At 74.0% G+C, this 26,683-nt stretch carries 21 protein-coding genes; 13 read left to right on the forward strand and 8 right to left on the reverse strand.

The genetic code is table 11. The features are described from left to right. Positions 1-85 precede the first annotated feature (85 nt). From ACFYOJ_RS18520 to ACFYOJ_RS18530, 3 genes are read left to right on the forward strand one after another with little or no spacing between them, the layout of a single operon-like run. The gene (locus tag ACFYOJ_RS18520) at positions 86-1,819 is read left to right on the forward strand and encodes an ABC transporter ATP-binding protein (RefSeq protein WP_356558183.1); all 1,734 of its coding nucleotides are present in this window, start codon (positions 86-88) and stop codon (positions 1,817-1,819) included. Then, positions 1,819-3,747, forward strand: a complete 1,929-nt coding sequence (locus ACFYOJ_RS18525) for an ABC transporter ATP-binding protein (RefSeq protein ID WP_356558182.1) — start codon at positions 1,819-1,821, stop codon at positions 3,745-3,747. Before ACFYOJ_RS18520 ends, ACFYOJ_RS18525 begins: the two co-directional genes overlap by 1 nt. A gap of 33 nt (positions 3,748-3,780) precedes the next feature. After that, positions 3,781-4,041: a hypothetical protein gene (locus tag ACFYOJ_RS18530; protein WP_356558181.1), complete on the forward strand. Its 261-nt coding sequence runs from the start codon at positions 3,781-3,783 to the stop codon at positions 4,039-4,041. A 33-nt stretch (positions 4,042-4,074) separates the two neighbouring features. Here the strand turns inward: ACFYOJ_RS18530 and ACFYOJ_RS18535 are convergent, their stop codons facing one another. The 6 genes from ACFYOJ_RS18535 to ACFYOJ_RS18560 form a co-directional block, all read right to left on the reverse strand. Then, entirely contained in the window at positions 4,075-5,316 is a 1,242-nt protein-coding gene (locus ACFYOJ_RS18535; protein WP_356558180.1) for an RNA polymerase sigma factor, read from the reverse strand. Positions 5,317-5,586: 270 nt separating this feature from the next. Beyond that, positions 5,587-7,521 (reverse strand): DNA primase, encoded by a 1,935-nt coding sequence (gene dnaG, locus ACFYOJ_RS18540; RefSeq protein WP_356558179.1) that lies wholly within the window; start codon positions 7,519-7,521, stop codon positions 5,587-5,589. Between the two features lie 110 nt (positions 7,522-7,631). Continuing rightward, a complete protein-coding gene (locus tag ACFYOJ_RS18545; RefSeq protein WP_356558178.1) occupies positions 7,632-8,897 on the reverse strand; it encodes an FAD-dependent oxidoreductase in 1,266 nt (421 codons plus the stop codon). Positions 8,898-9,007: 110 nt separating this feature from the next. Beyond that, on the reverse strand, positions 9,008-10,285 hold the full coding sequence (locus ACFYOJ_RS18550; RefSeq protein WP_388597295.1) for a deoxyguanosinetriphosphate triphosphohydrolase: 1,278 nt from the start codon (positions 10,283-10,285) through the stop codon (positions 9,008-9,010). 328 nt (positions 10,286-10,613) lie between these two features. Next, entirely contained in the window at positions 10,614-12,005 is a 1,392-nt protein-coding gene (locus ACFYOJ_RS18555; protein ID WP_356556742.1) for a HAMP domain-containing sensor histidine kinase, read from the reverse strand. Then, positions 12,002-12,694 (reverse strand): response regulator transcription factor, encoded by a 693-nt coding sequence (locus ACFYOJ_RS18560; protein WP_356556741.1) that lies wholly within the window; start codon positions 12,692-12,694, stop codon positions 12,002-12,004. Before ACFYOJ_RS18560 ends, ACFYOJ_RS18555 begins: the two co-directional genes overlap by 4 nt. A gap of 76 nt (positions 12,695-12,770) precedes the next feature. Between ACFYOJ_RS18560 and ACFYOJ_RS18565 the strand changes: the two genes are divergently transcribed. The 3 genes from ACFYOJ_RS18565 to ACFYOJ_RS18575 all read left to right on the forward strand — a co-directional run bounded on the left by ACFYOJ_RS18565 (position 12,771) and on the right by ACFYOJ_RS18575 (position 16,064). Further along, complete coding sequence (locus ACFYOJ_RS18565; RefSeq protein WP_356556740.1) at positions 12,771-13,352, forward strand: hypothetical protein; 582 nt, start codon at positions 12,771-12,773, stop codon at positions 13,350-13,352. Positions 13,353-13,694: 342 nt separating this feature from the next. Then, positions 13,695-15,059 (forward strand): choice-of-anchor A family protein, encoded by a 1,365-nt coding sequence (locus tag ACFYOJ_RS18570; protein ID WP_356556739.1) that lies wholly within the window; start codon positions 13,695-13,697, stop codon positions 15,057-15,059. Positions 15,060-15,203: 144 nt separating this feature from the next. After that, positions 15,204-16,064 (forward strand): peptidoglycan-binding domain-containing protein, encoded by an 861-nt coding sequence (locus ACFYOJ_RS18575; protein WP_356556738.1) that lies wholly within the window; start codon positions 15,204-15,206, stop codon positions 16,062-16,064. Here the strand turns inward: ACFYOJ_RS18575 and ACFYOJ_RS18580 are convergent. Beyond that, the gene (locus ACFYOJ_RS18580; protein WP_356556737.1) at positions 16,013-16,780 is read right to left on the reverse strand and encodes a CbiX/SirB N-terminal domain-containing protein; all 768 of its coding nucleotides are present in this window, start codon (positions 16,778-16,780) and stop codon (positions 16,013-16,015) included. The genes ACFYOJ_RS18575 and ACFYOJ_RS18580 overlap by 52 nt on opposite strands. A 166-nt stretch (positions 16,781-16,946) precedes the next feature. On the opposite strand from ACFYOJ_RS18580, the gene ACFYOJ_RS18585 reads away from it, so the two are divergent. The 4 genes from ACFYOJ_RS18585 (at position 16,947) to ACFYOJ_RS18600 (ending at position 21,471) form a co-directional block, all read left to right on the forward strand. Beyond that, positions 16,947-17,633, forward strand: a complete 687-nt coding sequence (locus ACFYOJ_RS18585) for an ElyC/SanA/YdcF family protein (protein ID WP_356556736.1) — start codon at positions 16,947-16,949, stop codon at positions 17,631-17,633. A gap of 110 nt (positions 17,634-17,743) precedes the next feature. Continuing rightward, positions 17,744-19,900 carry a molybdopterin oxidoreductase family protein gene (locus ACFYOJ_RS18590; protein WP_356556735.1) on the forward strand — a complete coding sequence of 719 codons (2,157 nt, stop codon included), beginning with the start codon at positions 17,744-17,746 and terminating at the stop codon, positions 19,898-19,900. 250 nt (positions 19,901-20,150) lie between these two features. Then, the gene (locus ACFYOJ_RS18595; protein ID WP_356556734.1) at positions 20,151-20,684 is read left to right on the forward strand and encodes a hypothetical protein; all 534 of its coding nucleotides are present in this window, start codon (positions 20,151-20,153) and stop codon (positions 20,682-20,684) included. A gap of 127 nt (positions 20,685-20,811) precedes the next feature. Then, entirely contained in the window at positions 20,812-21,471 is a 660-nt protein-coding gene (locus ACFYOJ_RS18600) for a class F sortase (RefSeq protein WP_356556733.1), read from the forward strand. 24 nt (positions 21,472-21,495) lie between these two features. Here ACFYOJ_RS18600 and ACFYOJ_RS18605 read toward each other — a convergent pair whose 3' ends face one another. Next, positions 21,496-22,278 (reverse strand): TSUP family transporter, encoded by a 783-nt coding sequence (locus tag ACFYOJ_RS18605; RefSeq protein ID WP_356556732.1) that lies wholly within the window; start codon positions 22,276-22,278, stop codon positions 21,496-21,498. 198 nt (positions 22,279-22,476) lie between these two features. On the opposite strand from ACFYOJ_RS18605, the gene ACFYOJ_RS18610 reads away from it, so the two are divergent. From ACFYOJ_RS18610 to nirD, 3 genes are read left to right on the forward strand one after another with little or no spacing between them, the layout of a single operon-like run. Then, positions 22,477-23,694, forward strand: coding sequence for an FAD-dependent oxidoreductase (locus tag ACFYOJ_RS18610; protein WP_356556731.1), 1,218 nt, complete (start codon positions 22,477-22,479; stop codon positions 23,692-23,694). Then, positions 23,694-26,309 (forward strand): nitrite reductase large subunit NirB, encoded by a 2,616-nt coding sequence (gene nirB / locus ACFYOJ_RS18615; protein ID WP_356556730.1) that lies wholly within the window; start codon positions 23,694-23,696, stop codon positions 26,307-26,309. Before ACFYOJ_RS18610 ends, nirB begins: the two co-directional genes overlap by 1 nt. Next, positions 26,306-26,656, forward strand: coding sequence for a nitrite reductase small subunit NirD (gene nirD, locus ACFYOJ_RS18620; RefSeq protein ID WP_356556729.1), 351 nt, complete (start codon positions 26,306-26,308; stop codon positions 26,654-26,656). The genes nirB and nirD overlap by 4 nt, the downstream gene beginning before the upstream one ends. Positions 26,657-26,683: the final 27 nt, after the last annotated feature.

The raw sequence follows: 26,683 nt of genomic DNA on the forward strand, positions 1-26,683 counted from the left end.
CGGTTGAGGTAACGCGGGTGGAGTGACCGACGATAGGGGCCAGGGGCAACCATTCGCCCCTGTCGCCGACTCCGAGAGACCCAGCGTGCTCATACGACTCCTGCGAACCTGTCTCAGGCCCTACAAGAAACCCGTCGCGCTGCTGGTGGCGCTGCAGTTCCTGCAGACCTGCGCCAGCCTCTACCTGCCGACCCTGAACGCGGACATCATCGACAGCGGTGTCGTCGAGGGCGACTCCGGCTACATCCTGGGCCACGGCGCCCTGATGACCGGCATCTCGCTGGCGCAGGTCGTGTGCAACATCGGTGCCGTGTACTACGGCGCCCGCACCGCCTCCGCGCTCGGCCGGGACCTGCGGGGCGCCGTCTTCGACCGGGTGCAGTCCTTCTCCGCGCGGGAGGTCGGCTCCTTCGGCGCGCCCTCGCTGATCACGCGGACCACCAACGACGTGCAGCAGATCCAGATGCTGGCCCTGATGACGTTCACGCTGATGGTGTCGGCGCCCATCATGTGCGTGGGCGGCATCGTGATGGCGCTCGGCCTGGACGTGCCGCTGTCCGGTGTCCTCGTCGGGGTCGTGCCGGTGCTGGCGGTCTGCGTGACGCTGATCGTGCGCCGGCTGCGGCCGCTGTTCCGGTCCATGCAGGAACGTCTGGACACGGTGAACCGGGTGCTGCGCGAGCAGATCACCGGCAACCGGGTCATCCGCGCCTTCGTGCGGGACGAGTACGAGCAGCGGCGGTTCCGGAAGGCCAACTCCGACCTGACGGACGTGTCGCTGGGCACCGGAAACCTGCTGGCGCTGATGTTCCCGGTGGTCATGACGGTGGTGAACCTGTCGTCGATCGCGGTGGTGTGGTTCGGCGCGCACCGGATCGACAGCGGCGGGATGCAGATCGGCGATCTGACGGCGTTCCTGGCCTATCTGATGCAGATCGTCATGTCCGTGATGATGGCCACCTTCATGTTCATGATGGTGCCGCGCGCCGAGGTGTGCGCGGAGCGGATCCAGGAGGTCCTGGAGACCGGGAGCAGCGTGGTGCCGCCCCTGGCGCCGGTCACCGAGCTGCGGCGGCACGGGCATCTGGAGCTGCGGGGCGCCGGGTTCCGCTACCCCGGCGCGGAGGAGCCGGTGCTGAGGAACGTCGATCTGGTGGCCCGGCCGGGCGAGACGACCGCCGTCATCGGCTCGACCGGCAGCGGCAAGTCCACGCTGCTGGGGCTGGTGCCCCGGCTGTTCGACGCCACCGAGGGCGAGGTGCTGGTCGACGGGGTGGACGTGCGCACCGTCGACCCGAAGGTGCTGGCCAAGGTGGTGAGCCTGGTGCCGCAGCGGCCGTACCTCTTCGCGGGCACCGTCGCGACCAATCTGCGCTACGGCAATCCGGACGCCACCGACGAGGAGCTGTGGCACGCGCTGGAGGTGGCGCAGGCCAGGGAGTTCGTGGAGGGGCTGGAGGGCGGGCTCGACGCGCCGGTCGCGCAGGGCGGGACCAATGTGTCGGGCGGCCAGCGGCAGCGGCTCTCGATCGCCCGGACGCTGGTGCGGCGTCCGGAGATCTACCTCTTCGACGACTCCTTCTCGGCGCTCGACTACGCCACCGACGCGGCCCTGCGCGCCGCGCTGGCCCGGGAGACGGCCGAGGCGACCGTGGTGATCGTGGCGCAGCGGGTGGCGACCGTCCGGGACGCCGACCGGATCGTCGTGCTGGACGAGGGGCGGGTGGTCGGTGTGGGCCGGCACCACGAGCTGATGGCGGACAACGACACCTACCGGGAGATCGTGCTCTCCCAGCTGACGGAAGCGGAGGCTGCCTGATGGCGGGGCCTGGCGGTCGCATGATGGCCGGGGGCGGCCCCGACCAGCGTTCGATGGACTTCAAGGGGTCGGGCAAGCGGCTCGTCGCCCGGTTCCGGCCCGAGCGCGGGACGGTCCTCGCGCTGGTGGCCTGCGTGGTGGTCAGCGTCGGCCTCAGCGTGGCCGGGCCGAAGATCCTCGGCAGGGCCACCGACCTGGTCTTCGCGGGCGTCGTCGGGCGGGACATGCCGTCCGGGGCCACGAAGGAGCAGGTGCTGGCGTCCATGCGGGAGCGCGGGGACGGCAGGATCGCCGACATGCTGCGCGGCACGGACTTCACGCCGGGGCGGGGCATCGACTTCGGTGCCGTGGGCGAGGTGCTGCTGCTGGCGCTGGCGGTGTTCGCCGCGGCGGGGATGCTGATGGCGGTGGCGACGCGGCTGGTGAACCGGGCGGTCAACCGGACGATGTTCCGGATGCGCGAGGACGTGCAGACGAAGCTGTCGCGGCTGCCGCTGTCGTACTTCGACACCCGGCAGCGCGGCGAGGTGCTGTCGCGGGCGACGAACGACATCGACAACATCGGGCAGACGCTGCAGCAGTCGATGGGCCAGCTGATCAACTCGCTGCTGACCGTCATCGGCGTGCTGGCGATGATGTTCTACGTCTCCTGGATCCTCGCGCTGGTCGCGCTGGTGACCGTTCCGCTGTCGTTCGTGGTGGCCACCTGGGTCGGCAGGCGGTCGCAGCCGCAGTTCGTGCAGCAGTGGCGCTCCACGGGGCAGCTGAACGCGCACATCGAGGAGATGTACACCGGGCACGCGCTGGTGAAGGTGTTCGGGCGCCAGGAGGAGTCGGCGAAGCGGTTCGCCGAGCAGAACGAGGCACTGTACGAGGCCGGGTTCAGGGCGCAGTTCAACAGCGGGATCATGCAGCCGTTGATGATGTTCGTGTCCAACCTGAACTACGTGCTCGTCGCGGTGGTGGGCGGCCTGCGGGTCGCCTCGGGGTCGCTGTCCATCGGTGACGTGCAGGCGTTCATCCAGTACTCCCGGCAGTTCTCGATGCCGCTGACGCAGATCGCGTCGATGGCGAACCTGGTGCAGTCGGGCGTGGCGTCGGCGGAGCGGGTCTTCGAGCTGCTGGACGCCGAGGAGCAGTCGGCGGACCCGGTCCCGGGCGTGCGGCCCGGGGAGCTGCGGGGGCGGGTGGAGCTGGAGCACGTCTCCTTCCGCTACGACCCCGGCAAGCCGCTGATCGAGGACCTGTCGCTGACGGTGGAGCCGGGCCACACGGTCGCCATCGTCGGCCCGACCGGCGCCGGCAAGACCACGCTGGTCAACCTGCTGATGCGGTTCTACGAGGTGTCCGGCGGGCGGATCACCCTGGACGGGGTGGACATCGCGAGGATGTCCCGGGACGAGCTGCGGGCCGGGATCGGCATGGTGCTCCAGGACACCTGGCTGTTCGGCGGCACCATCGCCGAGAACATCGCGTACGGCGCGGCCCGCGAGGTCACCCGCGAGGAGATCGAGGAGGCCGCGCGGGCGGCGCACGCCGACCGGTTCGTGCGGACGCTGCCCGACGGCTACGACACGGTGATCGACGACGAGGGCACGGGGGTGAGCGCGGGCGAGAAGCAGCTCATCACGATCGCGCGGGCGTTCCTCTCCGACCCGGTGATCCTGGTGCTGGACGAGGCGACGAGTTCGGTGGACACCCGTACCGAGGTGCTGATCCAGAAGGCGATGGCCAAGCTGGCGCACGGGCGGACCTCGTTCGTCATCGCCCACCGGCTGTCGACGATCCGCGATGCCGACGTGATCCTGGTGATGGAGAACGGTGCGATCATCGAACAGGGCACGCACGACGAGCTGTTGGCGGCCCAGGGCGCGTACGCCCGCCTGTACGCGGCGCAGTTCGCGCAGGCGGTCGCCGAGGTCGACTGACCGCGCGGCCGGGACACGAGGGGACGGGGCACGATGACGGACGACGGCGAGGGCACCGGGCCGGAAGCGGGGCAGGGTCCGGGGCGGCCGGAGGCGGGCGCCGCCGGTGACGGCGCCGGACACCGGCCGGGCTCGGGGCTGGGGCTGGCGATCGGGGTCGCCCTGGGTCTCTGCTTCGGGCAGCTGAGCGGCAACCTGGGTCTGGGCCTCGCGCTCGGGCTCGGGATCGGCGTGGCGGTCGGCGCCGGCGCCGACGCCCGGAAGCGGGGGGAGGGGGCGGGCCCGGACGCCTGACCGGCCTCGCCGGTCCCGGGCCGGCCCCGGACCTCAGTCGAGGTAGCCGCGCAGCTGGTCGGCGTAGGCGTGGTCGCGGAGCTTGTTGAGGGTCTTGGACTCGATCTGGCGTATCCGCTCCCGGGTCACGCCGAAGATGCGGCCGATCTCCTCCAGGGTGCGGGGGCGGCCGTCGGCCAGGCCGTAGCGGAGCTGGACGACCTTGCGCTCGCGTTCGCCGAGCGTGGAGAGCACGTCCTCCAGGTGCCGGCGCAGCAGCAGGAACGCGGCGGACTCGACGGGGCTGGCGGCGTCGCCGTCCTCGATGAGGTCGCCGAGGGCGACGTCGTCCTCCTCGCCGACCGGGGCGTGCAGGGAGACCGGCTCCTGGGCGAGGCGCAGCACCTCTCCGACGCGCTCCGGGGACAGGTCCAGGTGGGCGGCGACCTCCTGCGGGGTCGGCTCGTAGCCGCGCTCCTGGAGCATGCGGCGCTGGACGCGGACGACCCGGTTGATCAGCTCCACGACGTGCACGGGGACGCGGATGGTGCGGGCCTGGTCGGCGAGCGCCCGGGACATGGCCTGGCGGATCCACCAGGTGGCGTAGGTGGAGAACTTGTAGCCGCGGGTGTAGTCGAACTTCTCCACGGCCCGGATCAGGCCCAGGTTCCCCTCCTGGACCAGGTCGAGCATGGTCAGGCCGCGTCCGACGTAGCGCTTGGCCACCGAGACGACGAGCCGCAGGTTCGCCTCGATCAGGCGGCGCTTGGCGAGGCGGCCCATGACGACGAGCCGGTCGAGGTCCAGGGCGAGGCCGCTGTCCAGGTCGGGGGTGAGCCGCAGCTTCTCCTCGGCGAACAGTCCCGCCTCCACGCGGCGCGCGAGGTCGACCTCCTCGGCCGCGGAGAGCAGTGGGATCCGGCCGATCTCGCGCAGGTACTGGCGGAACAGGTCGGAGGAGGGGCCGCCGGACTCCGTGCGGGTGGGCGCCGGCACCGCGACGGGCTCTTCGGGCTCGTCGGGCTCGTCGGCGGGTGCGGCGGTCTCCTCGGCGGGTGCGGTGGTCTCCGGGACCGGGTCGGCGTCCGGGGCCTCGTCGGCGGCCCGGGCTCCGAGGGCGTCCGGGGCTCCGGTGGTGCCCGGGGGCGCTGTGGCCGGTGGCTCGGCGGCGGGCGCGGGGCCGGGGCGGTACAGGGCGCGGTGCTGCGCGGGCATGGCGCCGAGGACGCCGGTGTCCGCGTCCGGCTCCGCGCCGACGGTATGCGCGTCGGTCTGGGTGAGGGTCCGGGTCTGCACGGGGGGCGACCTCCAGGAGGAACGCTGCCGGCCGGAGCGGCAGCGGTACTTCGGGGCGGAACCGGCTCTCGCTCGCCGCCGTCCGTCCCGTACGGGGGTGGACGCGGCCAGGGTCCGGGAACCGTCCCGGGACGGACCGGCCGCGCTCCGCGGACTGGCAACCGCCCCCAGTGTGGGGTACGACACATCGCCGCCACGAGGGGCGTGCGGTGACTTTTTGCGTCCGGCCCGTGACCGCGTGGTGACCGGCGGCCCGTTCCGCTCCCCGCGCTACAGCGCGGCGGCGCCGTGGGCGCGCAGGCTCTGGTCGTACTGCTGGAGGACCCACAGCTCGTTCTGCACGGCGGCGAGTTCGGCCGGGTCGCCGTGGGTGCCCAGGCGGGTGAGGCGGCCGGTGATCTCGCGGATGCGGCGCTCGACGGCGCGGCGCCGGACGGTGACCAGTTGGGCGCCGGCGTAGACCTCGTCGACGTCCTTCACCCCGCGGTGCAGCATGATCGCCTCGACGGCGAGTTCGGTGACCATGGCGCGGACGGTGTCGTCGGGGGCGGCCTCGCGGACGCGGACCAGGTAGTCCTGCGGGTCCTGGACGCCGAGCTCGGCGCCGCCCGCGTCCAGGATCGCCTGGCGTACGGCCGCGTAGGGCGGGGCGGTGAACTCGTCCACGCCGTACGCGTCGAAGGCCGGGGAGACCAGCTCGGGGCGCTGCAGGGCGAGCTTGAGCAGCTCGCGTTCGGTGGCGAAGACGGGGTTGCGCAGATTCAGCGCGGGGCCGCGGGGGGTCCCCTGGGCCGGGGCGGCGTACTGCTGCGGACCGCCGCCGGCGCCGCCGCGCTGCCGCTGGTCGGGGGCGGGGCCCTTGCCGCCGCGGTCGCGGGCCCAGCGGGCGAGCTGGGCGACGCGCCTGACGACGAACTGGGTGTCGAGGATGCCGAGCATGCCGGCGAGCTGCACGGCGACCTCGTGCTGGGCGCCGCTGTTCTTGATGCGGGCGACGACCGGTGCGGCCTCGTCCAGGGCGGCGGCGCGGCCGGCGGGGGTGTCGAGGTCGTAGCGGCTCACGATCTGGCGCAGGGCGAACTCGAAGAGCGGGGTGCGCGGCTCGACCAGGTCGGCGACGGCCTCGTCGCCCTTGGCCAGGCGCAGGTCGCAGGGGTCCATGCCGTCGGGGGCGATGGCGATGTACGTCTCGGCGGCGAACTTCTGGTCGTCCTCGAAGGCGCGCAGGGCCGCCTTCTGGCCGGCCGCGTCGCCGTCGAAGGTGAAGATCACGCGGGCCGAGCCGTTGTCCATCAGCAGGCGGCGCAGGATCTTGATGTGGTCGCCGCCGAAGGCGGTGCCGCAGGTGGCGATGGCGGTGGTGACGCCGGCCAGGTGGCAGGCCATGACGTCGGTGTAGCCCTCGACGACGACCGCGCGGGACGCCTTGGCGATGTCCTTCTTGGCGAGGTCGATGCCGTAGAGGACCTGGGACTTGCGGTAGATCGGGGTGTCGGGGGTGTTCAGGTACTTGGGTCCGGTGTCGGCCTCGTGGAGCTTGCGGGCGCCGAAGCCGACGACGTCGCCGCCGATGTCGCGGATGGGCCACATCAGCCGGCCGCGGAAGCGGTCGATGGGGCCGCGGCGGCCCTCCTGGGCCAGCCCGGACAGGAGCAGCTCCTTGTCGCTGAAGCCCTTGCCGCGCAGGTAGCGGACGAGGTGGTCCCAGCCCTGGGGGCTGTAGCCGACGCCGAAGTGCTCGGCCGCGGCCTGGTCGAAGCCGCGCTCGGCGAGGAAGGCGCGGCCGGCGTCCGCCTCGGGGCTGGTGGCCAGCTGTTCCGCGTACCACTGGGCGGCGGCCTTGTGGGCCTCGACCAGGCGGATGCGTTCGCCGCGCTGGTGGGTGGGGTTGTAGCCGCCCTCCTCGTAGCGCAGGGTGATGCCGGCCTGGCCGGCCAGACGCTCGACCGCCTCCGAGAAGGTGAGGTGGTCGACCTTCATCACGAACGTGATGGTGTCGCCGCCCTCCTGGCAGCCGAAGCAGTGGAAGAGACCCTTGCTCGGGCTGACCTGGAAGGACGGGGACTTCTCGTCGTGGAAGGGGCACAGCCCCTTCAGGTTGCCGCCGCCCGCGCTGCGCAGCTGGAGGTACTCGGAGACGACGGCGTCGATCGGGACCGCGTCCCGTACCGCCTTCACGTCCTCGTCGTTGATCCGTCCTGCCACGTGGCGATTCTACGGGGGCGGCGCCGACACTCCTCCGCTGCGGTGACCGGCCCCCGGCCGGGGGTCCGGGGGTTGCCCCCGGGAATCGCAGCACGGCGGTGGGGAGCGGGCTACGGAACGAGGCTTTCCAGCGGGACGTGCGGGTCCGCGAGGGCCTCCGTGTCCACCTGTGCCCGCGAGCGGATCAGCCGCTGGACCGGTTCCGTGACGTCCCACACGTTCACGTTCATCCCGGCCAGTACCCGGCCCTCCTTCACCCAGAAGGCGACGAACTCGCGCTTGGCGGCGTCCCCGCGGATCACCACCTGGTCGTAGGACCCGGCCGGTGCCCAGCCGGAGTACTCCATGCCGAGGTCGTACTGGTCGGAGAAGAAGTAGGGCACGCGGTCGTAGACGACGTCCTCGCCGAGCATGGCGCGGGCCGCGGCGGGGCCGCCGTTGAGGGCGTTGGCCCAGTGCTCGACGCGCATCCGGGTGTCGAACAGGGCGTGCGGGAAGGAGGCGACGTCGCCGGCCGCGAAGATGTCGGGGTCACTGGTGCGCAGCCGTTCGTCGACGAGGATGCCGCCGCCGTGCGCGCGGTCGGCGATCTCCAGGCCGGCGGCCTGCGCGAGGGAGACCCGCGGGGCGGCGCCGATCGCGGCGAGCACGTCGTGCGCGGGGTGTTCCTCGCCGTCGTCGGTGCGGGCGGCGAGCACCATGCCGTCCTGGCCGACGATCTCGGTCAGCCGCACGCCGAAGCGGAAGCGGACGCCGTGCGCCTCGTGCAGCTCGGTGAAGACGGAGCCCAGCTCGGGGCCGAGGACGCCGTGCAGCGGGGTGGGGCCCGGCTCGACGACGGTGACCTCGGCGCCGTACTCGCGGGCCGCCGCCGCGACCTCCAGGCCGATCCAGCCGGCGCCGGCGATCACGAGGTGGCCGTTGTCCCGGCCGAGGGAGGCGAGGACGCCCTTGAGGCGCTCGGCGTGGGCGAGGCGGCGCAGGTGGTGGACGCCGGCGAGGCCGGTGCCGGGCACGTCGAGACGGCGCGGTTCGGCACCGGTGGCCAGGAGCAGCTTGTCGTACCGGATGCGGGTGCCGTCGTCGCCGTAGTGGACGGTCTTCGCGGCACGGTCGATCGCGTCGACGGTCTGGCCGAGGTGCAGCTCGACGTCGTGCCGCGCGTACCAGGCGGGCTCGTGCACGAAGACGCTGTCGCGTTCCTCCTTGCCGAGCAGGTGGCCCTTGGACAGCGGCGGGCGCTCGTAGGGGTGGTCGCGTTCGTCGCAGACGAGGATCACCCGGCCGGTGAACCCCTCCGTGCGGAGCGTCTCGGCCGCCTTCGCGCCGGCCAGACCTCCTCCGACGATGACGAACGTCTGATTCGCGTCGACCACTTGTTGCCTCCTCGTCAGGGTGCCGCCGGATGCGAGCGTCCCGCACACGGCGTGGCGCGGGAAGGGGGAGTGACCCGATCAGGCCATCGACGGTCTCCCGGTCGACAGTCTCACGGACGGGCCGTCAGGCGGGCGTGAAGCGAGCGGGCCGAGGCGTCGGTGAGCGAGGCGATCTGGTCGACGATCACCCGTTTGCGGGCGCGGTCGTCGGGCGCCGCGTCGAACAGGGCGCGGAACTGGGGGTCGAGGCCGTCGGGGGCGCGGGCGGTGAGCGCCTCGGCCAGTTCGGCGACGACGACGCGCTGGGCGGCGCGCAGCCGTTCCTGTTCGGCGCGCTGCATGACGTACCGGTGGGCGACGGCCTTGAGGACGGCGCACTCCATGCGGGTCTCGCGGGGGACGACCAGTTCGGCGGTGTACCGGGTGAGCCGGCCGCCGCCCCACGCGGCCCGGGTGGCGGCCTCGGCGGCGAGGCAGAAGCGGCCGATGAGCTGGCTGGTGGCGTCCTTCAGGCGGGCCTGGGCGACGGCCGAGCCGTCGTACCCGTGCGGCCACCAGTCCTGGGCGAGGAGGCGGTCGAGGGCGGCGGCGAGCTCGGCGTGGTCGGTGCCGGCGGGGACGTACCGGCCGGCGGCGGCCTCGAAGACTGCCTCGCGCTCGGGGTCGGCGAGCAGGCAGTTCGGGTCGATGTGACCGGCGTGCAGGCCGTCCTCGACGTCGTGCACGGAGTACGCCACGTCGTCGGCCCAGTCCATGACCTGTGCCTCGAAGCAGGTGCGGGTGCCGGGGGCGCCCTCGCGGACCCAGTCGAAGACGGGGCGGTCGTCCTCGTACACGCCGAATTTCGGGGAGGCCGGGTCGGTGGGGTGGGAGCCGCGCGGCCAGGGGTACTTGGTGGCGGCGTCGAGGGCGGCACGGGTGAGATTGAGGCCGACGGGGCCGTGCTCGGTGAACCGCTTGGGCTCGATGCGGGTGAGCAGGCGCAGGGACTGGGCGTTGCCCTCGAAGCCGCCGCAGTCCTCGGCGAACTCGTTCAGCGCGGTCTCGCCGTTGTGGCCGAAGGGCGGGTGGCCGAGGTCGTGGGAGAGGCAGGCCGCCTCCACCAGGTCCGGGTCGCAGCCCAGGGCGGCGCCGAGCTCGCGGCCGACCTGGGCGCACTCCAGGGAGTGGGTGAGGCGGGTGCGGGGACTGGCGTCCCACAGGGGGTTCCCCTCCCCCGGCGCGACGACCTGCGTCTTGCCGGCGAGGCGGCGCAGGGCGGAGGAGTGCAGGACCCGGGCGCGGTCACGCTGGAAGGCGGTGCGGCCGGGGCGTTTGTCGGGCTCGGGGGCGTAGCGGGCCACTGACGCGGGGTCGTACGGGGCGGGGAGCGCTGCGGTGCCTTCCATGTACGGAACAGTATGCGCAGGGGGTGACAAGCCGCCTCGGCCCGTCCCGTACCGGCCCCTCGGCCCCGTGACGTGAGCCTGGCCTCAGGGACCGGTCAAGACGTCCCTAAAGATCGCCGGGCAGCGCTTCCGGCCGCCGGCGGCGAGCCCCTGTACTGAGGCCGTGCCCCTTCGGGCGACCAGATCCGCCGCGCCGGCACATCCCCCCGTACCCGCCGGCGCGGTACGCGGAGCGCGACGCGACCGCGCTCCCCGAAGGCCACGGACCGGACACCCCCACCGGTCCGTGGCCGGGCGGGCTTCCCGCGCCGGGGCGGGCCCGCACGCCTCAGCCGCGGGTGACCCCCGGGCGCCTGCGGCGGCGCACCGCCCCGCGTCCGCGTCCGCGCGCCTGCCCCTCGCGCCGGGCGCGGAGCTGGATCCGCACGCGGATCTCCGCCCCTCCGAGCACCGAGCGGCCGATGCGCAGGTCACCGCCCGTGGCTTCCGCCATGCGCCGCGCGATGTCCAGGCCGAGCCCCGTCGACCCGTCCCGGTCGCCGTCGTTGCCCCGGGCGAGAGCCGCTTCGGGGTCCGGGATGCCCGGACCCGCGTCGGAGAGCAGGATGATCACCGAGTCCGGGCTCCGGTGCACGTCCAGGGAGAAGGCGGTGCCTTCCGGCGTGTGCTGGAAGACGTTGCCCAGCAGGGCGTCCAGGGCCGCCGTGAGCTCTCCGCGGGGAACGGGGACGTGGACCTGCTCGTGGGCGCCCGCGACGCTGACCGCGCGGCCCTCGTCCTCGGCGAGCGCCGCCCAGAAGTCCATGCGTTCACGGATCACTTCGGCCGCGTCGCAGCCCGTGTCGAGAACCGGTCCGGCCGTCCGGGGTTTGGCCGCCCGTGCCGTGCGGATGATGACGTCGACCTCGCGTTCGAGCTGCTCGACGGCGCTGCGGGTCTGTTCGGCGGCGGTGCCGCCGCCCAGCGAGGCGGCGTTGAGCCGCAGCACGGTCAGCGGCGTGCGCAGGCGGTGGGACAGGTCCGCGGCCAGCTCCCTCTCGTTGGCCAGGAGCTGGACGACCTGGCCGGCCATCGCGTTGAAGGCCGCCGCGGCCTGCTTGAGTTCCCTCGGTCCGTCCTCGGCGACGCGCACGTCGAGGCTCCCCTTCCCGAGCAGGTGCGCGGCACCGGCGAGCCGCTTGGCCGGCTGGGTGAGCCGTACGCCCAGGCGGTCCGCGACCACGGCCGAGCCGGCGATCAGGGCGAGGCCGACGCCGGCCAGGACGAGCCAGGCCATGACCACCCCGCGGCTGTTCTCGGACTCGGGCACGAACACCTCGACGACGCAGATCTCGCCGTTCTTCAGCGCGAAGGGCTGCAGGAACACGGAGCCGCCCGGCACCTTCGTGATGCCGGCGTGCCCGAGTTCGCGGACGGTGTCCACCCGGTCGTGCTCCGCCCGGGCGTGGCCCACCTCCAGTTCGGGTCCGCCGTCGGAGGCCGGGACGTGCACGGCCATGCGGCGTGCGACACCGGCCTCGGTGGACAGGAGTGCCTGCTGCAGATGGTCGCGGTCGGTGGTGATCGAGAGGGTCGGTCCGAGCGCGGTCGCCTGCCGTTCGGCGTTGGAGAAGGCCCGGTCCCAGGCCATCTCCCTGACGATCAGGCCCAGGGGCACCGCGAAGGCCACCACCACCATGCCGGTGACGGCGAGGCAGACCCGGATGAGGGCCCACCTCACCGCGGGGCCTCCAGTTTCACACCCACGCCCCGGTAGGTGTGCAGGTAGCGGGGGTTGGCGGCCGACTCCCCCAGTTTCCGGCGCAGCCACGACAGATGCACGTCGACGGTCTTGTCGCCGCCGTAGGGCTGCTTCCAGACCTCCGTCAGCAGTTCCTTGCGCGAGACGACCACGCCGGAGCGCTCCGCGAGAAAGAGGAGCAGGTCGAACTCCCTCCGGGTCAGGGACAGTTCGGTTCCGTCCAGGGTGGCCCGGCGGCGCACCGGGTCGACGGATATCCCGCCGACCTGAAGGGCCTGGGGCAGCTCCCCGTGGGCGTGCGCCCCCGCGCCGGAACGCCGCAGGACGGCGGCGATGCGCGCGGAGAGGTGCTCCGCGGAGAACGGCTTCGTCAGGTAGTCGTCGGCACCGTCGTTGAGGAGGCGGACGATCCCGGCCTCGTCGTCCCGGGCGGTCGCGATGATCACGGGGACGTCGGTGATGCCCCGCAGCATCTTCAGGGCCTTGGCGCCGTCGAGGTCGGGCAGCCCCAGGTCCAGGATCACCACGTCGAAATGAATGTGGGAAACCTCGCGCAATGCATCCAGCGCCGTTCCGACACTCCGCACGCTGTGGGAGGCATCGGTCAGGTGCCTGATGAGGGCAGCGCGTACGAATCGGTCGTCCTCGACCAGAAGCACACTAGCCATGATCGGAACCGTACGCTATTCAATGAAATCGCTCGGAACCCCCTGGGCGAAGCGGACCCGGCACGACTTGGAAACGATGCGACGAGTACTGAAGAACGGCATTGCCTGGACGCTGTCCACCGCGGCGGCGGGGACGCTGTCCTGGTGGGGTGTCCACACGGTGCTGGAGCCCGCCTCCTACACCCGCCCGCCCGCCCTCCCGGACACCGGGCAGCAGGCCGGCGAGGCACCGGCGGCCGCACTCGGCGACGGCCCGGGACCGTCCGCCCGGCCCGCCCGGCCCGCCCGGCAGGAGCCGGCCGGTGACGGCGGTCACGACACGACGGAGAAGCCCTCGCCCGGCACCCCGTCCGCTCCCCCGCCCAGCACCGCACCCGCCGACGCTCCCGCCGACGCGGCCACGGCCTCGGCCCCCGAGCCGTCCGCCGGGGCGGGGTCGAACACCAAGGGTTACACCGTCGACGGCGGCCGGGTCACCTTCGACATGAGGGAGGACCACGCCGAACTCGTCTCGGCGGTCCCCCATCCGGGCTGGCGGATGCAGGTGTGGAAGCACCCCCAGTGGATCCGGGTCTCCTTCGTGAAGGACGACCGGGAGATCGCGGTCTTCTGCTCCTGGCACCAGCACCCTCCCCTGGTCGAGATCGAGGAGCAGTGACCGCTCCCGCCGGGGGACGGTCGCACCGGTCCGCCGCCGCACCCCCCGTAACGATCCGGACTCGGCACCGTTAAACGAGCCTCGGTCCCGGCCGGACGCGGCCGGGCGGGCCGCACGCCCGCGACACCCCGCGCACCTCCCGGAACGCCGCCTCCGAAGCGGGCGGGAAAGCCCCTGCGTTTTTCCTTAACACTCGCTTAACGGAGGCATTGAACAGCCTTAGCCAATTCTCTTCGCAGCCCTCGGGAGAATGCCTCCGCGCCCGCATTCCACCCCTCCGTTCCGCTGCTAAAGTCCGGCGGTGTGCGCAAGCGAGAAATAACGATCCCCAGAATCAGAACCGTGGCCACCCTGGCCCTTTCTCTCGGAATACTCGGGTGCGGAGGCGCATTCGCCGCCGGCCCCGCGGTCGCCGCGGACCGTTCGGCTTCCTGTCCTGTTCCCGGCTCCACCCCGGGCATCGGTAACACCCCGCGTTTCACCGACAACAACGTCGCCGTCTACGCCGGCGGCGACTACACCGCCGACGGCGGCACCGCGGAGGCCGAGGGACTGCTCGTCGTCCGCGGCGACGCGAAGTTCGACAAGGGCGGCGTCTTCAACGTCGGCCGGGCCGGAGCCGGTTCCGGCATCCTGCCCGCCGCCGGCGAGGTGATGCTCGCCGTGGGCGGCGGCCTGGCGATCGCCGAGGGGACCACGGTCGACGTCGGGCACGGCCTCGTCTCCGGACCGGGCTACGGCGGTTCCGTCCGGGTGGGGGGCGAGCAGACGGGTGAGGGGGAGCTGACGACGAACGGCGGCTCCCTCACCACCGGCAAGGGGGCGAAGGAGGCCCTCGGTGCCTACGCCTCGTTCGGCGGGACCCTCAAGAAGGAGTCGGCCGGCCTCGGCGCGCTGAAGCCCACGGGGACCGCGAAGCGCGAAGGCGGGTCGGTCACCTTCACGGGGGCGGGCAAGGACGGCCTGCAGGTCTTCGAGATCTCCGCGGCCGACCTCGACGGCACCTCGTCGTACTCGTTCAAGTCGATCCCGGACGGTTCACCCGTCGTCGTCAACGTGACCGGCTCCCAGCCGGTGCGGATCAACCCGCTGTCCGTGGGCTTCGACGGCGAGCAGGCCGACCTGTACAGCTCCTCGAAGTTCGGGGAGGCGGCTTCGCGCATCCTGTACAACTTCGAGGACGTCACCTCGCTCACCCTCGGAGGCGGCGGGAACTTCATGGGCTCGATCCTCGCCCCCGAGGCGTCCGCGGACATCACCGCGAGCACCAACGGGCGTCTGTACATCGGCAAGGACGTACGGACCCACGGCTCCGGCAACGAGAGCCACAACTACCCGTGGACCGGCACGCCGGCCTTCGCGTGCAGGACCGGGGAGCCCACGAAGCCGGAAGAGCCCACGAAGCCGGCCGAGCCCGGGCAGCCGGAGCAGCCGGAGCAGCCCGCGAAGCCGGAAGAGCCGGGCGACTCCGCGAACCCGTCGCAGCCCGCCTCTCCGTCGCGGCCCGCGACCACGGACCAGCCGTCCGAGTCCGCCGCGCAGCCGGCCCCCGAGCCGTCCGAGCCGTCCTCGGCCCCGAGCGAGGACACCGGCCTGCTGGCGACCACCGGCGCCGGCCCGGCCGCCCTGGTCGCGGCGGTGGCGGGTGTCGTCCTCGCCCTGGGCGCCGTGCTGTTCGCCCTCTCCCGACGCCGTCGTCGTGCGTGACGTCCCGGGACACGTGAACGGCTGAGCCGGGGCAGCGCACGCCCGCTGCCCCGGTTCACGAATCATCCGCAGAAGCGCCACAGAATTCCCACTTTTCCGCAGAAGGATGAATCCCATGCTTGAGGCGCCCGGAGGAAAGGGCCGATGACCTCCCGGCACGGCCCGTCGTCCGACCGGCAGGAGCACCCGGCCGTGAAACCCCGCGGGGCGACCGGCCTGCTTCCGGGGAATCCCGTTTTCGGGCACATCTCGTCACCGGACGCGGAGGACACGATCGAACTGGAGGTCCTGAACCTCTTCAGCGATTCCCGCCCGCGCCCGGAATCCGGACGGTCCGGGACGTCAGCCGGTTCCGGCACGTCAGCCGGTTCCGGCACGGCCGGTCACCGCCGGCCGCGGAGACCGCTGGGCCGCCTCCTCGCGTGCACCGGTGCCATCGGCCTCGCCTCGGCGGTCCTCTTCCACCTGCTCTCCTCCGCGTCGCCCGACGACCGGCCCGCCACGACGGTCGACCTGCGGGCGGCCCCGGACTCCCCGCCCCCGGCCGGTACGTCGCCGACGTCCGCACCGGTCGTTCCCTCCGGCCCGTCCACGTCGGCGCCCCCAGCCCCCTCCGCGTCGACGTCCCCGAGCCCGTCCGCGTCGGCGGCCCCCGCCCGGAACGCGGCCGGAACGCGCACGCGCGCACCGCGTCCCGGCGGGACACCCCGCGCCGAGCGCACACCGCCGGCCTCCCCGAGCAGCGCGCCGCCGGCGAAGCGCCCCTCACCGCCCGCGGAAGCACCGGTGCTGTCGACCGGCAGCCGGGGCCCCCAGGTGAGCGAGGTGCAGAGGCGGCTGGCCCGGCTCGGCCTGTACCACGGTGCCTTCGACGGCGTGTACACCGCCGAGGTCGCCTCGTCCGTGCAGTACTACCAGTGGCTGTGGCACATCGACGCCGATCTGCCGGGCGTCTACGGACCCGCCACGCGCAGGTCCCTCGAAGCCGAGACGGCCTCGTCGTAGCGGTGCAGGAGCAGGCGGGCCATGGCCGGGTGGGTGCCCAGGGGGGCGGAGGTGATCCACGGGGCCGCCGCCGCGCACTCCGTGGCGAAGCGGCCCGGGGCCGTGAAGCAGGAGGAGACGGCGATGCGGCGGTGGCCCCGGGCGGTCAGGGCGCGGACGGCCTCCGGAACCGTGGGCGCGGCGGCCGAGGCGTACGCGGGGACGACCGGGACGCCGAGGCGGGCGGCGAGGAGGGCGGCGGTGCGGGCCGTGCCGGCGCGGGAGGCCGGGGCGCGGGAGCCCGCGGAGGCGAGGACGACGGCGCCGTCCCGGGGGGCGCGGGCGGGCCAGCCGGCCTCGGTGAGGCGGGCGTGGAGGGCGTCCACGAGCAGGGGGTGCGGGCCCAGCGGCGCGGCGACGCGGGTGCGGGCCGGAAAGGCCGCGGCCGCCTCGGGGATGTCCCGCTCCACGTGATGGCCGCGGCCGAGCAGGAGGGGGACCAGGACGGCCGCCCCGTCGCCGAGCGCGGCCAGCGTGTCGGGCAGCAGGGGGACGTTCAGCTCGATGTGCCCGAGGTGCACCGGAAGGGCGGGGCGCAGGGCGCGGACCCGGTCGAGGAGCGCGCACACGGTGCGCAGCGCGCGCGGATCGCGGCTGCCGTGGGCGACGACGACCAGGGCGGGGGTGCCGCCGGGGGCCGTCGCGCTCGTCGTCCTGCCCATGAGTGTCCTCGTCATGCACCGAGGGTGGCGGCCGGACGTTGCCTAGCCGTTGCGTGGATGTCACGGGTGTTTTCCGGCGGTCCACGCGGCGCCGGACAGCGCGTGTGAGCGGTCGGTGAACCGGGCGGCGCGCCCGGGCGTCCCTGGGGGTGGGGAACCGACCGGGAGGGGACCGATACCGATGCGCCGCTGGAGACCTCGCGGACCGCGCCTTCCGCGCACCCGGAAGGGGCAGCGGCGGCTGGTGCAGGCGGTGACGGCCGGGTGCGTGCTGGCGCTGCTGCCGATGACATGGACGTACGTCGTGACGGGCGACCGGCTGCGCACCGCCGCCGACGTGCCCCGTACCGAGGTGGCGGTCGTGTTCGGCGCGGGGCTGCGGGACGGGGAGCCGTCGCCGTACCTCGCCCGCCGGCTGGACGCGGCGGCCGGCCTGTACCGTGCGGGCCGGGTCGAGGTCGTCCTCGTCACCGGGGACAACGGCCGCGAGGAGTACGACGAGCCGGACGCCATGCGGGCGTACCTGGTCCGGCACGGGGTGCCCGACGGGCGGATCGTCAGCGACTACGCGGGGTTCGACACCTGGGACTCCTGCGTGCGCGCGAAGAGGATCTTCGGCGTGGACCGGGCGGTGCTGATCAGCCAGGGCTTCCACATCCGGCGGGCGGTGGCGCTGTGCCAGGAGGCGGGCGTGGCGTCGTACGGCGTCGGGGTCGACGACCGGCACGACCTCACCTGGTACTACGGGGGCGCGCGGGAGATCCTCGCGGCGGGCAAGGCGGCGCTGGACGCGGTTCTCGAGCCGGACCCGCGCTTCCTCGGGCCGCGGGAGCCCGGGGTGGAGCGTGCCCTGGCCGGTGCGCGCTGACCGGTGCCACGGTCCTCACGGCGGGCGGAGGACGGCGGGGAGGTCTCCGTCCCGGCGGCGTAACGAACGGCCGACCGGGCGTGTAACACGGGCGTCGCACGCTGGGCGGCATGCAGAACACCGCCACGCCCACGCACTGTCCGTACTGCGCGCTGCAGTGCGGGATGAATCTGACGCCCGCCGCCGACGGGAGCGTCGAGGTGACCGAGCGCGCGGACTTCCCGGTGAACCGGGGCGCGCTGTGCGCCAAGGGCCGTACGGCGCCGGCGGTGCTGTCCTCGCGCGTGCGGCTGACCTCGCCGCTGGTCCGGGACGGCGGCGGCGCGCTGGTGCCGGCCTCGTGGGACGAGGCGCTGGACCGGATCGCCTCGGCCCTGGCGCGGACGCGGGAGGAGTACGGGGCGGACGCGGTCGGCGTGTTCGGCGGGGGCGGGCTGACCAACGAGAAGGCGTACGCGCTGGGCAAGTTCGCCCGGGTGGTGCTGGGGACCTCGCAGATCGACTACAACGGCCGGTTCTGCATGTCCTCGGCGGCGGCGGCCGGCACGCGGGCGTTCGGGTTGGACCGGGGGCTGCCGTTCCCGCTGGAGGACATCCCGAGGACCGGGTGCGTGATCCTCGTCGGGTCGAACCCGGCGGAGACGATGCCGCCGTCGCTGCGGTACTTCACCGAACTGCGCGAGAACGGCGGCACGCTGATCGTCGTCGACCCGCGGCGGACCAGGACGGCGGAACAGGCCGACCTGCACCTGGCGCCGAGGCCGGGCACCGACCTGGCGCTCGCGCTGGGCATGCTGCACCTGGTCGTCGCCGAGGGGCGGGTGGACGAGGCCTACGTCGAGGAGCGCACGACGGGCTGGGAGGGGGCGCGGGCGGCGGCGATGGCGCACTGGCCGGAGTACGTGGAGCGGATCACGGGGGTGTCCGTTCCCGAACTCCGGGAGGCGGTGCGGATGTTCTGCGCGCCCGAGGCGGCGATGGTGCTGACCGCGCGCGGGCCCGAGCAGCAGGCCAAGGGCACGGACACGGTGGGCGCCTGGATCAACCTGTGCCTGGCGACCGGGCGGGCCGGGCGTCCCCTGTCCGGGTACGGCTGTCTGACCGGGCAGGGCAACGGGCAGGGCGGGCGCGAACACGGGCAGAAGGCCGACCAGTTGCCGGGCTACCGCAAGCTGACCGACCCGGCGGCGCGGCGGCATGTCGCCGGGGTGTGGGGCGTGGACCCCGACTCGCTGCCGGGGCCGGGGCGCAGCGCGTACGAGCTGCTGGACGCGCTGGGCACGGACATCAGGTCGCTGCTGGTGATGGGCTCCAATCCGGTGGTGTCGGCGCCGCGCGCGGCGCACGTCGAGGAGCGGCTGCGGTCGCTGGACCTCCTGGCCGTGTGCGACGTGGTGCTCTCCGAGACGGCGGCGCTGGCGGACGTCGTGCTGCCGGTGACGCAGTGGGCGGAGGAGACGGGCACCACGACCAGTCTGGAGGGGCGGGTGCTGCTGCGGCGGCGCGCGGTCGCACCGCCGCCGGGGGTGCGCAGCGACCTGGAGGTGCTGCACGGGCTGGCCGGGCGGCTCGGGGCGGAGAAGGGGCCGGCGGGGGTGCTGGAGAAGGGGTTCCCGACCGATCCGGAGGAGGTCTTCGAGGAGCTGCGCCGGGCGAGCGCGGGCGGGCCCGCGGACTACTCGGGGATCGGCTACCGGCGGCTGGCGGAGGAGAACGGGGTGTTCTGGCCGTGCCCGGCGCCCGCGGACGGCGGCGCCCCCCACCCGGGCACCCCGCGCCTCTTCCTGGACCGGTTCGCCACCGACGACGGCCGGGCCCGCTTCGTCCCCGTCACGCACCGCCCGAGCGCCGAGGAACCCGACGACGAGTACCCCGTGCTGCTGACCACGGGGCGGGTCGTGGCGCAGTACCAGTCCGGCGCGCAGACCCGGCGCGTGGACGAGCTGAACGCCGCCGCGCCCGGCCCCTTCGTGGAGCTGCATCCGAGGCTCGCGGCGCGGCTCGGGGCGGCCGAGGGCGACCCGCTGGCCGTCGTCTCCCGGCGCGGACGCGCCGTGGCCCCGGCCCGCATCACCACCGCTATCCGCCCCGACACGGTGTTCATGCCCTTCCACTGGCCCGGTGAGGGCCGCGCCAACACCCTGACCAACCCGGCGCTGGACCCGGCCTCGCGGATGCCGGAGTTCAAGGTGTGCGCGGTACGGGTGGAGCCGGCGGGGCCCAGGGACGCGCCGGCGGAGGCGAAGGCACCGGCAAAGGCGCCGTAGCGCGGGCCGCCGCCGGGTCCGCGGGCTCCGGTCACCCGTTCACCCGCGCGCCGGGCACCCTTCCGGATCACCTCCGCCGCCGGGCCGTACCCCACCTGTGACCTGCGGAGACGTGGTGCCGTCGGAGGGGCCGGGGCACGTCGGTGACACCCGTTCGTCCCACAGGCGGGCGCCCGCTCGGGGAGCGGGCCGCGTCCGGTGCCAGTTTCCTCGGTAGGGCTGGGGCAACCGAGAGCTCGAAGGAGCACCGATGCGACGCACCGCCCGCCTGCTGACCGGTACCGCGCTGGCCGTCGCGGCCGCGGGTCTCGCCGCCGCGGGTCCCGCGTACGCCGGGGAGGCCGCGGCCGGCGGCGGACTGGAGGTGCGCCCCTCCCCGGTCGTGCCGGGCGAGGTGGCGACCGTCAGCACCGCGTCGTGCGGCGAGGACGGTGGGGCGGCGGGCGACGCCGGCGCGGTGGGCGCGGGCCGCTTCCCGCTGGCGCCGGAGGCGTCCGGGGCCGAGGTGGCCGGACGGTTCGAGGTTCCGCCGGGCGCGCAGCCGGGGACGTACGAGATCGTCGCCACCTGCGGTGGGAGCGGCCGCCGGGTGACCGGGGACCTGGTGGTCACGCTGACCTCCGCGCGTGAGCAGGTGTACCCCAGAGGAAGCGTCAGGACGGGGGTCGGCGGCGCACTCGGCCCCGACCCCGTGCAGACCGCGGCCGGTGTGGCGGCTCTGGCCGTCGCCGCCGCGGGCGGTACCTGGCTCCTGCATCGCCGGGCGAGAGGCGACGGGATCTGACGGGCACCCTCCGCTGCCCGTCCGCCGGTACCGCACTTCCCCACCCCCTCCGGGTCCGACGCCCCTCGCGGCCCGGAGGGGGCAGGGGGTTTTCCCTGGGAGGAATCCCCAGGCAGAAGGGGAGGTCATGCGCAGGATCGGCGACACCGCGATAGCGGCCGTCACGGCGGCCGCCCTGTGCACGGGGGTGTGGCTGCTGGCCGGCGGCACCGGGCCGAAGGCCCCGCCGCAGCCCTCGCCCGCGCAGGCCTCGCAGGCCACGCAGACCGCTCGGCCCGGCACCGGCAGCGGCGCCGGGCAGGGCGGTGAGGTGCCCGCCGCACCGGCGCTGGCGCCCTCCCCGCCCGTCCGCGTCCGCATCCCGGCGATCGGTGTGGACGCCCCCCTGACGGGCCTCGGGCTGACGCCGGCGGGCAGCCTGGACGTGCCGCCCGCCGAGGACGACAACCTCGCCGGCTGGTACGAGGCCGGCACCACCCCCGGCGAGCGGGGCACCGCGATCGTCGCCGGGCACGTCGACAACGCCGAGGGACCGGCCGTCTTCTACCGGCTCGGCGCGCTGGAGAAGGGCGCCGCGATCGAGGTCGGCCGGCGCGACGGGAGCGTCGCCGTCTTCACGGTGGACGCGGTCGAGGTGTACGCCGCGAAGGACTTCCCCGACGAGAAGGTGTACGGCGCGGCCGCCCGGCCCGAGCTGCGGGTCATCACCTGCGGCGGCGGCTGGTCGCGCGGCACCGGCTACCAGGGGAACGTGGTCGTCTTCGCCCACCTGACCGGCGGCCGGTGAGACGTCCGGGGGCACTGCGCCCGGCTACGCCAGCCACTGCTCGTAGGCCAGGTTCGCCACCAGGGCGAAGACGACCGTCAGCAGGACGATCCGGACGAAGCCGCTGCCCTTCTTGAGGGCCGTGTGCGCGCCGAGCATGCCGCCGCCGAGGTTGAACACCGCCATCAGCGCGGCCAGTTGCCACAGCACCGCGCCCTGCCAGGCGAAGGTGGCGAGGGCGCCCGCGTTGGTGCAGCAGTTGACGATCTTGGCGGTGGCGGAGGCGGTCACCAGGTCCAGGTGCAGCACGGCGGTGAGCGCGAGGACCAGGAAGGTGCCGGTGCCGGGGCCGATCAGGCCGTCGTAGAAGCCGATGCCGAGGCCCGCGAGGCCGATGGCGGCCAGGATCCGGCGGGGGCCGGCCGGGCCGGAGGCGGGGGCGGTGCCGAAGGAGGGACGCAGGATCACGAAGGCCGCTACGGCGAGCAGCACCACCATGATCACCGGCTTGAGCACCTCGGTGCTCATCCCGGCGGCGAAGAAGGCCCCGCCGGACGATCCGGCGAGGGCCGCGAGCCCGATGCGTACGGCGGTGCGCACGTCCACCGGCGCCTTGCGGGCGTACGTCACCGCCGCGCCCGTGGTGCCGACGATGGCGACCGCCTTGTTGGTGCCCAGGGCGTGCGCGGCCGGGGTGCCGGAGGGCAGGCCGAGCAGCAGGGCCGGCAGCAGCAGGAGCCCGCCGCCGCCGACCACGGCGTCGATCCACCCGGCCGCGAAGGCGGCGAGGCACAGCAGGACGACCACGGTCAGCGATATGTCGGGCATGGACGCGACCCTAGGGAGGGGAAGGATGTGCCGTCCATCGAGATGAGGGTCTTCTGAGGTTCCCGAGGCGGCCCGTCCGCCTCCCCGAGAACCCCGGAAGAGCCTCACACCCCTCCCCCGCCCCCGCTGAGGGCAGCGTTCCCCGCGGGAAACAGCGGGGATGCCGTCGGGTAACACCCGCGTCGCACGCTCGGTGCCATGACCTCGAGAGCGCGTGTGGTGGTGATCGGCGCCGGGCCGGCGGGGGTGACGCTCGCCCGCAGGCTCGGTGAGCTCGGCACGCCCGCGCTGGTCGTCGGCGACGAGGAGCACCGCCCGTACAACCGGGTGCTGCTCGCCGAGGTGCTGGCCGGGCGGTACGGCCCCGAGGTGACCGCGCTGCCGGCGCCCGCGGAGCTGGTCCGCGCCCGGGTCACCGGCATCGACCGGGCCGGACGGACGGTGCGCTGCGCCGACGGCTCGGAGATCGCGTACGGGACGCTGGTCCTGGCCACCGGCTCCAACGCCGTACTGCCGCCGCTGCGCGGCCTGTTCACGCCGGACCGCGAACTGCCCGGGGGCGTGCGCGCGTTCCGGACGATGGACGACTGCCTGGCGCTGTCCGAGGCGGTGCGGCCCGGCGTGCGGGCGGTCGTCGTCGGCGGCGGGCTGCTCGGCGTCTCCGCCGCCCGCGCGCTGGCCGTGCGCGGCGCGCAGGTGGTCCTCGTCCAGCAGTCCGAGCGGCTGATGGAACGCCGGCTCGACCCGGCGGCCTCCGCGCTCGTCCGGCGCCATCTGGAGGCCCTCGGCGTCGAGGTGCACACCGAGTGCCGGGTGCGGGACGTACGGAGCGCCGGCGGGGCGGTGCGGTCGGTGGAGCTGGCCGACGGGTACGCCCTCGGCACCGACCTGGTCGTCCTCGCCTGCGGGGTCCGGCCCCGGACCGGGCTCGCCCGGGCGGCGGGCCTGGAGGTCGGCCGGGGCGTGGTCGTCGACGACGAGCTGCGCACCTCGGACCCGCACATCCACGCCGTCGGCGACTGCGCCGAGCACGCGGGCACGGTGTACGGGCTGGCCGCGCCCGCGCTCGAACAGGCCGGCGCGCTGGCCGCGCTGCTGGCCGGCGACCGCACCGCCCGCTACACCGGCACGCGCTCCCTGACCCGGCTCACCCTCACCGGGCCGGACAGCCCCTTCGACCTCGCCGCGTTCGGCGAGACCGACCCCCGCCCCGGCGACGACGTCGTGCAGCTCGCCGACGCCACCCGGGGCACCTACCGCAAGGTCGTCGTCCGCGACGACCGGCTGGTCGGCGGGGTGCTGGTCGGCGAACTCGGCACCGTCGGCGCGCTGGCGCGCGCCTGGGAGGGAGCAGAGCCGCTCCCGTCCGACGGCGGCCCCCTGCTCCACCTGCTCACCTCTGACGGAGGCTCCTGATGACCACCGACCCGGGGCCCGTCCCCACCATCGTCCTCGTCGGCCACGGCATGGTCGGCCAGCGTTTCCTGGAGGCGCTCGCCGAGCGCGGCCTGACCGGCACGCACCGCGTGGTGGTGCTGTGCGAGGAGCCGCGCCCGGCCTACGACCGGGTCCAGCTCACCTCGTACTTCTCGGGGAGGTCCCCCGAGGACCTGTCGCTGACCGACCCGGCCTTCCTCGAGCGGCACGGCATCGAACTGCACGTCGGCGACCCGGCGGTGGCCGTCGACCGGGAGGCCCGCCGGGTGACCGCCCGCTCGGGGCTGTCCGTCGGCTACGACGTCCTGGTCCTGGCCACCGGCTCCTACCCCTTCGTCCCGCCGGTGCCCGGCAAGGACGCCACCGGCTGCTTCGTCTACCGCACCGTCGAGGACCTGCTCGCCATCGAGGAGTACGCCCGGAGGGCGACGACCGGCGCCGTGGTCGGCGGCGGACTGCTCGGCCTGGAGGCGGCCGGCGCCCTCAAGGGCCTCGGACTCACCACCCACATCGTCGAGTTCGCGCCGCGCCTGATGCCCGTGCAGGTCGACGAGGGCGGCGGCGCGGCGCTGCTGCGCACCATCGAGGGCATGGGCCTGTCGGTCCACACGGGCGTCGGCACGCAGGAGATCGTGGTCGACGACGCGACAGGCGCCGTCACCGGCATGAAGCTGTCCGACGGCTCCGAAATCGCCACCGGCCTGGTGGTGTTCAGCGCCGGCGTCCGCCCCCGCGACCAGCTGGCCCGCGACTGCGGACTGGCGGTCGGCGAGCGCGGCGGCATCGCGGTGGACGAGCAGTGCCGCACGCGCACCGACCCGCGCGTCTTCGCGATCGGCGAGTGCGCGCTCGCCGCCGACGGGCGGGTGTACGGGCTGGTGGCCCCCGGTTACGAGCAGGCCGAGACGGCCGCCGCGACGATCGCCGCCGACGAGGCGTCCTTCACCGGCGCCGACCTGTCCACCAAGCTGAAGCTGCTCGGCGTGGACGTGGCGTCCTTCGGCGACGCGCACGGCACCGCCGAGGACTGCCTGGACGTCGTCTACTCCGACTCCCGCGCCGGTCTCTACAAGAAGCTGGTCGTCGCCCGCGACGGCACGCTGCTCGGCGGCGTCCTGGTCGGCGACGCGGAGGCGTACGGCACGCTGCGGGCGTTCACCGGCTCGGTCCCGCCGGTCTCCCCCGAGTCCCTGGTGCTGCCGGCGGGCGCGGGGGCGCCGGACCGGCTCGGCCCGGCCGCGCTGCCCGACGACGCGGTGGTCTGCTCCTGCCACAACGTCACCAAGGGCACGATCCGCGGCGCGGTGACGGAGCACTCCTGCACCACCGTGCCCGAGGTGAAGAAGTGCACCAGGGCCGGCACCGGCTGCGGCTCCTGCGTGAAGGTGCTGGGCCAACTGGTCACCGCCGAGCTGGAGGCGAGCGGCGTCGAGGTCGACAAGGGCCTGTGCGGCTGCTTCGCGCAGACCCGCGAGGAGCTGTACGAGATCGTCCTCGCCCTGCGGATCACCTCCTACCGGGAGCTCCTGGACCGGCACGGGCGCGAGGAGGCCCGGGGCGGCGAGGGCTGCGAGGTGTGCAAGCCGGCGGTCGGCTCGGTCATCGCCTCCCTCGCCCCGGCCATCGGCGCCAGCGGCTACGTACTGGACGGCGAGCAGGCCGCCCTCCAGGACACCAACGACCACTTCCTTGCCAACCTGCAGAGGAACGGCTCGTACTCCGTCGTCCCGCGCATCCCCGGCGGCGAGATCGCCCCGGAGAAACTGATCGTCATCGGCGAGATCGCCCGCGACTTCGGGCTCTACACGAAGATCACCGGCGGTCAGCGCATCGACATGTTCGGCGCCCGCGTCGAGCAGCTCCCGCTGATCTGGGCGCGGCTGGTGGACGCCGGCTTCGAGTCCGGGCACGCGTACGGCAAGTCGCTGCGCACGGTGAAGTCCTGCGTGGGGCAGACCTGGTGCCGCTACGGCGTGCAGGACTCGGTGCGGATGGCGATCGACCTGGAGCTGCGCTACCGGGGGCTCAGGTCCCCGCACAAGCTCAAGTCGGCGGTCTCCGGCTGCGCCCGCGAGTGCGCCGAGGCCCGGTCCAAGGACTTCGGCGTGATCGCCACGTCCAGCGGCTGGAACCTGTACGTCGGCGGCAACGGCGGCGCCACCCCGCGCCACGCGGACCTGCTCGCGCAGGACCTCTCCGACGCCGAACTGGTCCGCCTGATCGACCGGTTCCTGATGTTCTACATCCGCACCGCCGACAAGCTGGAGCGCACCTCCACCTGGCTGGAGCGCCTCCCCGGCGGCCTGGACCACGTACGGGACGTGGTCGTGCACGACTCGCTCGGCATCTGCGACGAGCTGGAGTCCCTGATGCGGGCCCACGTCGCGCACTACCGCGACGAGTGGGCCGAGACGATCAGCGACCCGGAGAAGCTGGCCCGGTTCGTGTCCTTCGTCAACGCGCCCGGCACCCCCGACCCGGTCGTGGGCTTCGTGCCCGAGCGCGGCCAGATCAAGCCCGACCTGCCGCTGCTCGGCATCGGCCTGCGACGCCCCTCGGAAGACGACCTCCTGGAAGGAAGCACCCGGCGATGACCCTGGCACCCGAGACGACCGGGCTGAAGGTCCGGCTGCGGCTGGCGGACGACTGGTTCACGGCCTGCGACCTCTCCGCCCTGCTCCCCGGCCGCGGCGTGGCGGCCCTGCTGCCGGACGGCGGCCAGGCGGCCCTGTTCCGCGACCGGCACGGCGCGCTGTACGCCGTCGACAACCGCGACCCGTTCACCGGCGCGGCCGTCCTCTCCCGCGGTCTGACCGGCACCCACCGGGGCCGCCCGTACGTCGCCTCTCCCCTGCTCAAGCAGCGCTTCGACCTGACGACCGGCCGGTGCCTGGACGACGAGACGGTCCGGGTGACGACGTACGAGGTGAAGGCGGCCTGAGCCGGCCGGTCCCGCGGCGGGAAACGG

This window comes from Streptomyces sp. NPDC006384, assembly GCF_042870695.1.
In the GTDB taxonomy this organism is placed as follows: Bacteria; Actinomycetota; Actinomycetes; order Streptomycetales; family Streptomycetaceae; genus Streptomyces.

What these genes read in the sequence shown, in the direction of transcription:
- ACFYOJ_RS18525 (WP_356558182.1), top strand. Translation starts at nt 1,819, where the DNA reads ATGGCGGGGCCTGGCGGTCGCATGATGGCCGGGGGCGGCCCCGACCAG.
- ACFYOJ_RS18530 (WP_356558181.1), top strand. Translation starts at nt 3,781, where the DNA reads ATGACGGACGACGGCGAGGGCACCGGGCCGGAAGCGGGGCAGGGTCCG.
- ACFYOJ_RS18600 (WP_356556733.1), top strand. Translation starts at nt 20,812, where the DNA reads ATGCGCAGGATCGGCGACACCGCGATAGCGGCCGTCACGGCGGCCGCC.
- ACFYOJ_RS18595 (WP_356556734.1), top strand. Translation starts at nt 20,151, where the DNA reads ATGCGACGCACCGCCCGCCTGCTGACCGGTACCGCGCTGGCCGTCGCG.
- ACFYOJ_RS18565 (WP_356556740.1), top strand. Translation starts at nt 12,771, where the DNA reads ATGCGACGAGTACTGAAGAACGGCATTGCCTGGACGCTGTCCACCGCG.
- ACFYOJ_RS18585 (WP_356556736.1), top strand. Translation starts at nt 16,947, where the DNA reads ATGCGCCGCTGGAGACCTCGCGGACCGCGCCTTCCGCGCACCCGGAAG.
- ACFYOJ_RS18590 (WP_356556735.1), top strand. Translation starts at nt 17,744, where the DNA reads ATGCAGAACACCGCCACGCCCACGCACTGTCCGTACTGCGCGCTGCAG.
- ACFYOJ_RS18560 (WP_356556741.1), bottom strand. Translation starts at nt 12,694, where the DNA reads ATGGCTAGTGTGCTTCTGGTCGAGGACGACCGATTCGTACGCGCTGCC.
- nirD (WP_356556729.1), top strand. Translation starts at nt 26,306, where the DNA reads ATGACCCTGGCACCCGAGACGACCGGGCTGAAGGTCCGGCTGCGGCTG.
- ACFYOJ_RS18550 (WP_388597295.1), bottom strand. Translation starts at nt 10,285, where the DNA reads ATGGAAGGCACCGCAGCGCTCCCCGCCCCGTACGACCCCGCGTCAGTG.
- nirB (WP_356556730.1), top strand. Translation starts at nt 23,694, where the DNA reads ATGACCACCGACCCGGGGCCCGTCCCCACCATCGTCCTCGTCGGCCAC.
- ACFYOJ_RS18610 (WP_356556731.1), top strand. Translation starts at nt 22,477, where the DNA reads ATGACCTCGAGAGCGCGTGTGGTGGTGATCGGCGCCGGGCCGGCGGGG.
- ACFYOJ_RS18575 (WP_356556738.1), top strand. Translation starts at nt 15,204, where the DNA reads ATGACCTCCCGGCACGGCCCGTCGTCCGACCGGCAGGAGCACCCGGCC.
- ACFYOJ_RS18605 (WP_356556732.1), bottom strand. Translation starts at nt 22,278, where the DNA reads ATGCCCGACATATCGCTGACCGTGGTCGTCCTGCTGTGCCTCGCCGCC.
- ACFYOJ_RS18580 (WP_356556737.1), bottom strand. Translation starts at nt 16,780, where the DNA reads ATGACGAGGACACTCATGGGCAGGACGACGAGCGCGACGGCCCCCGGC.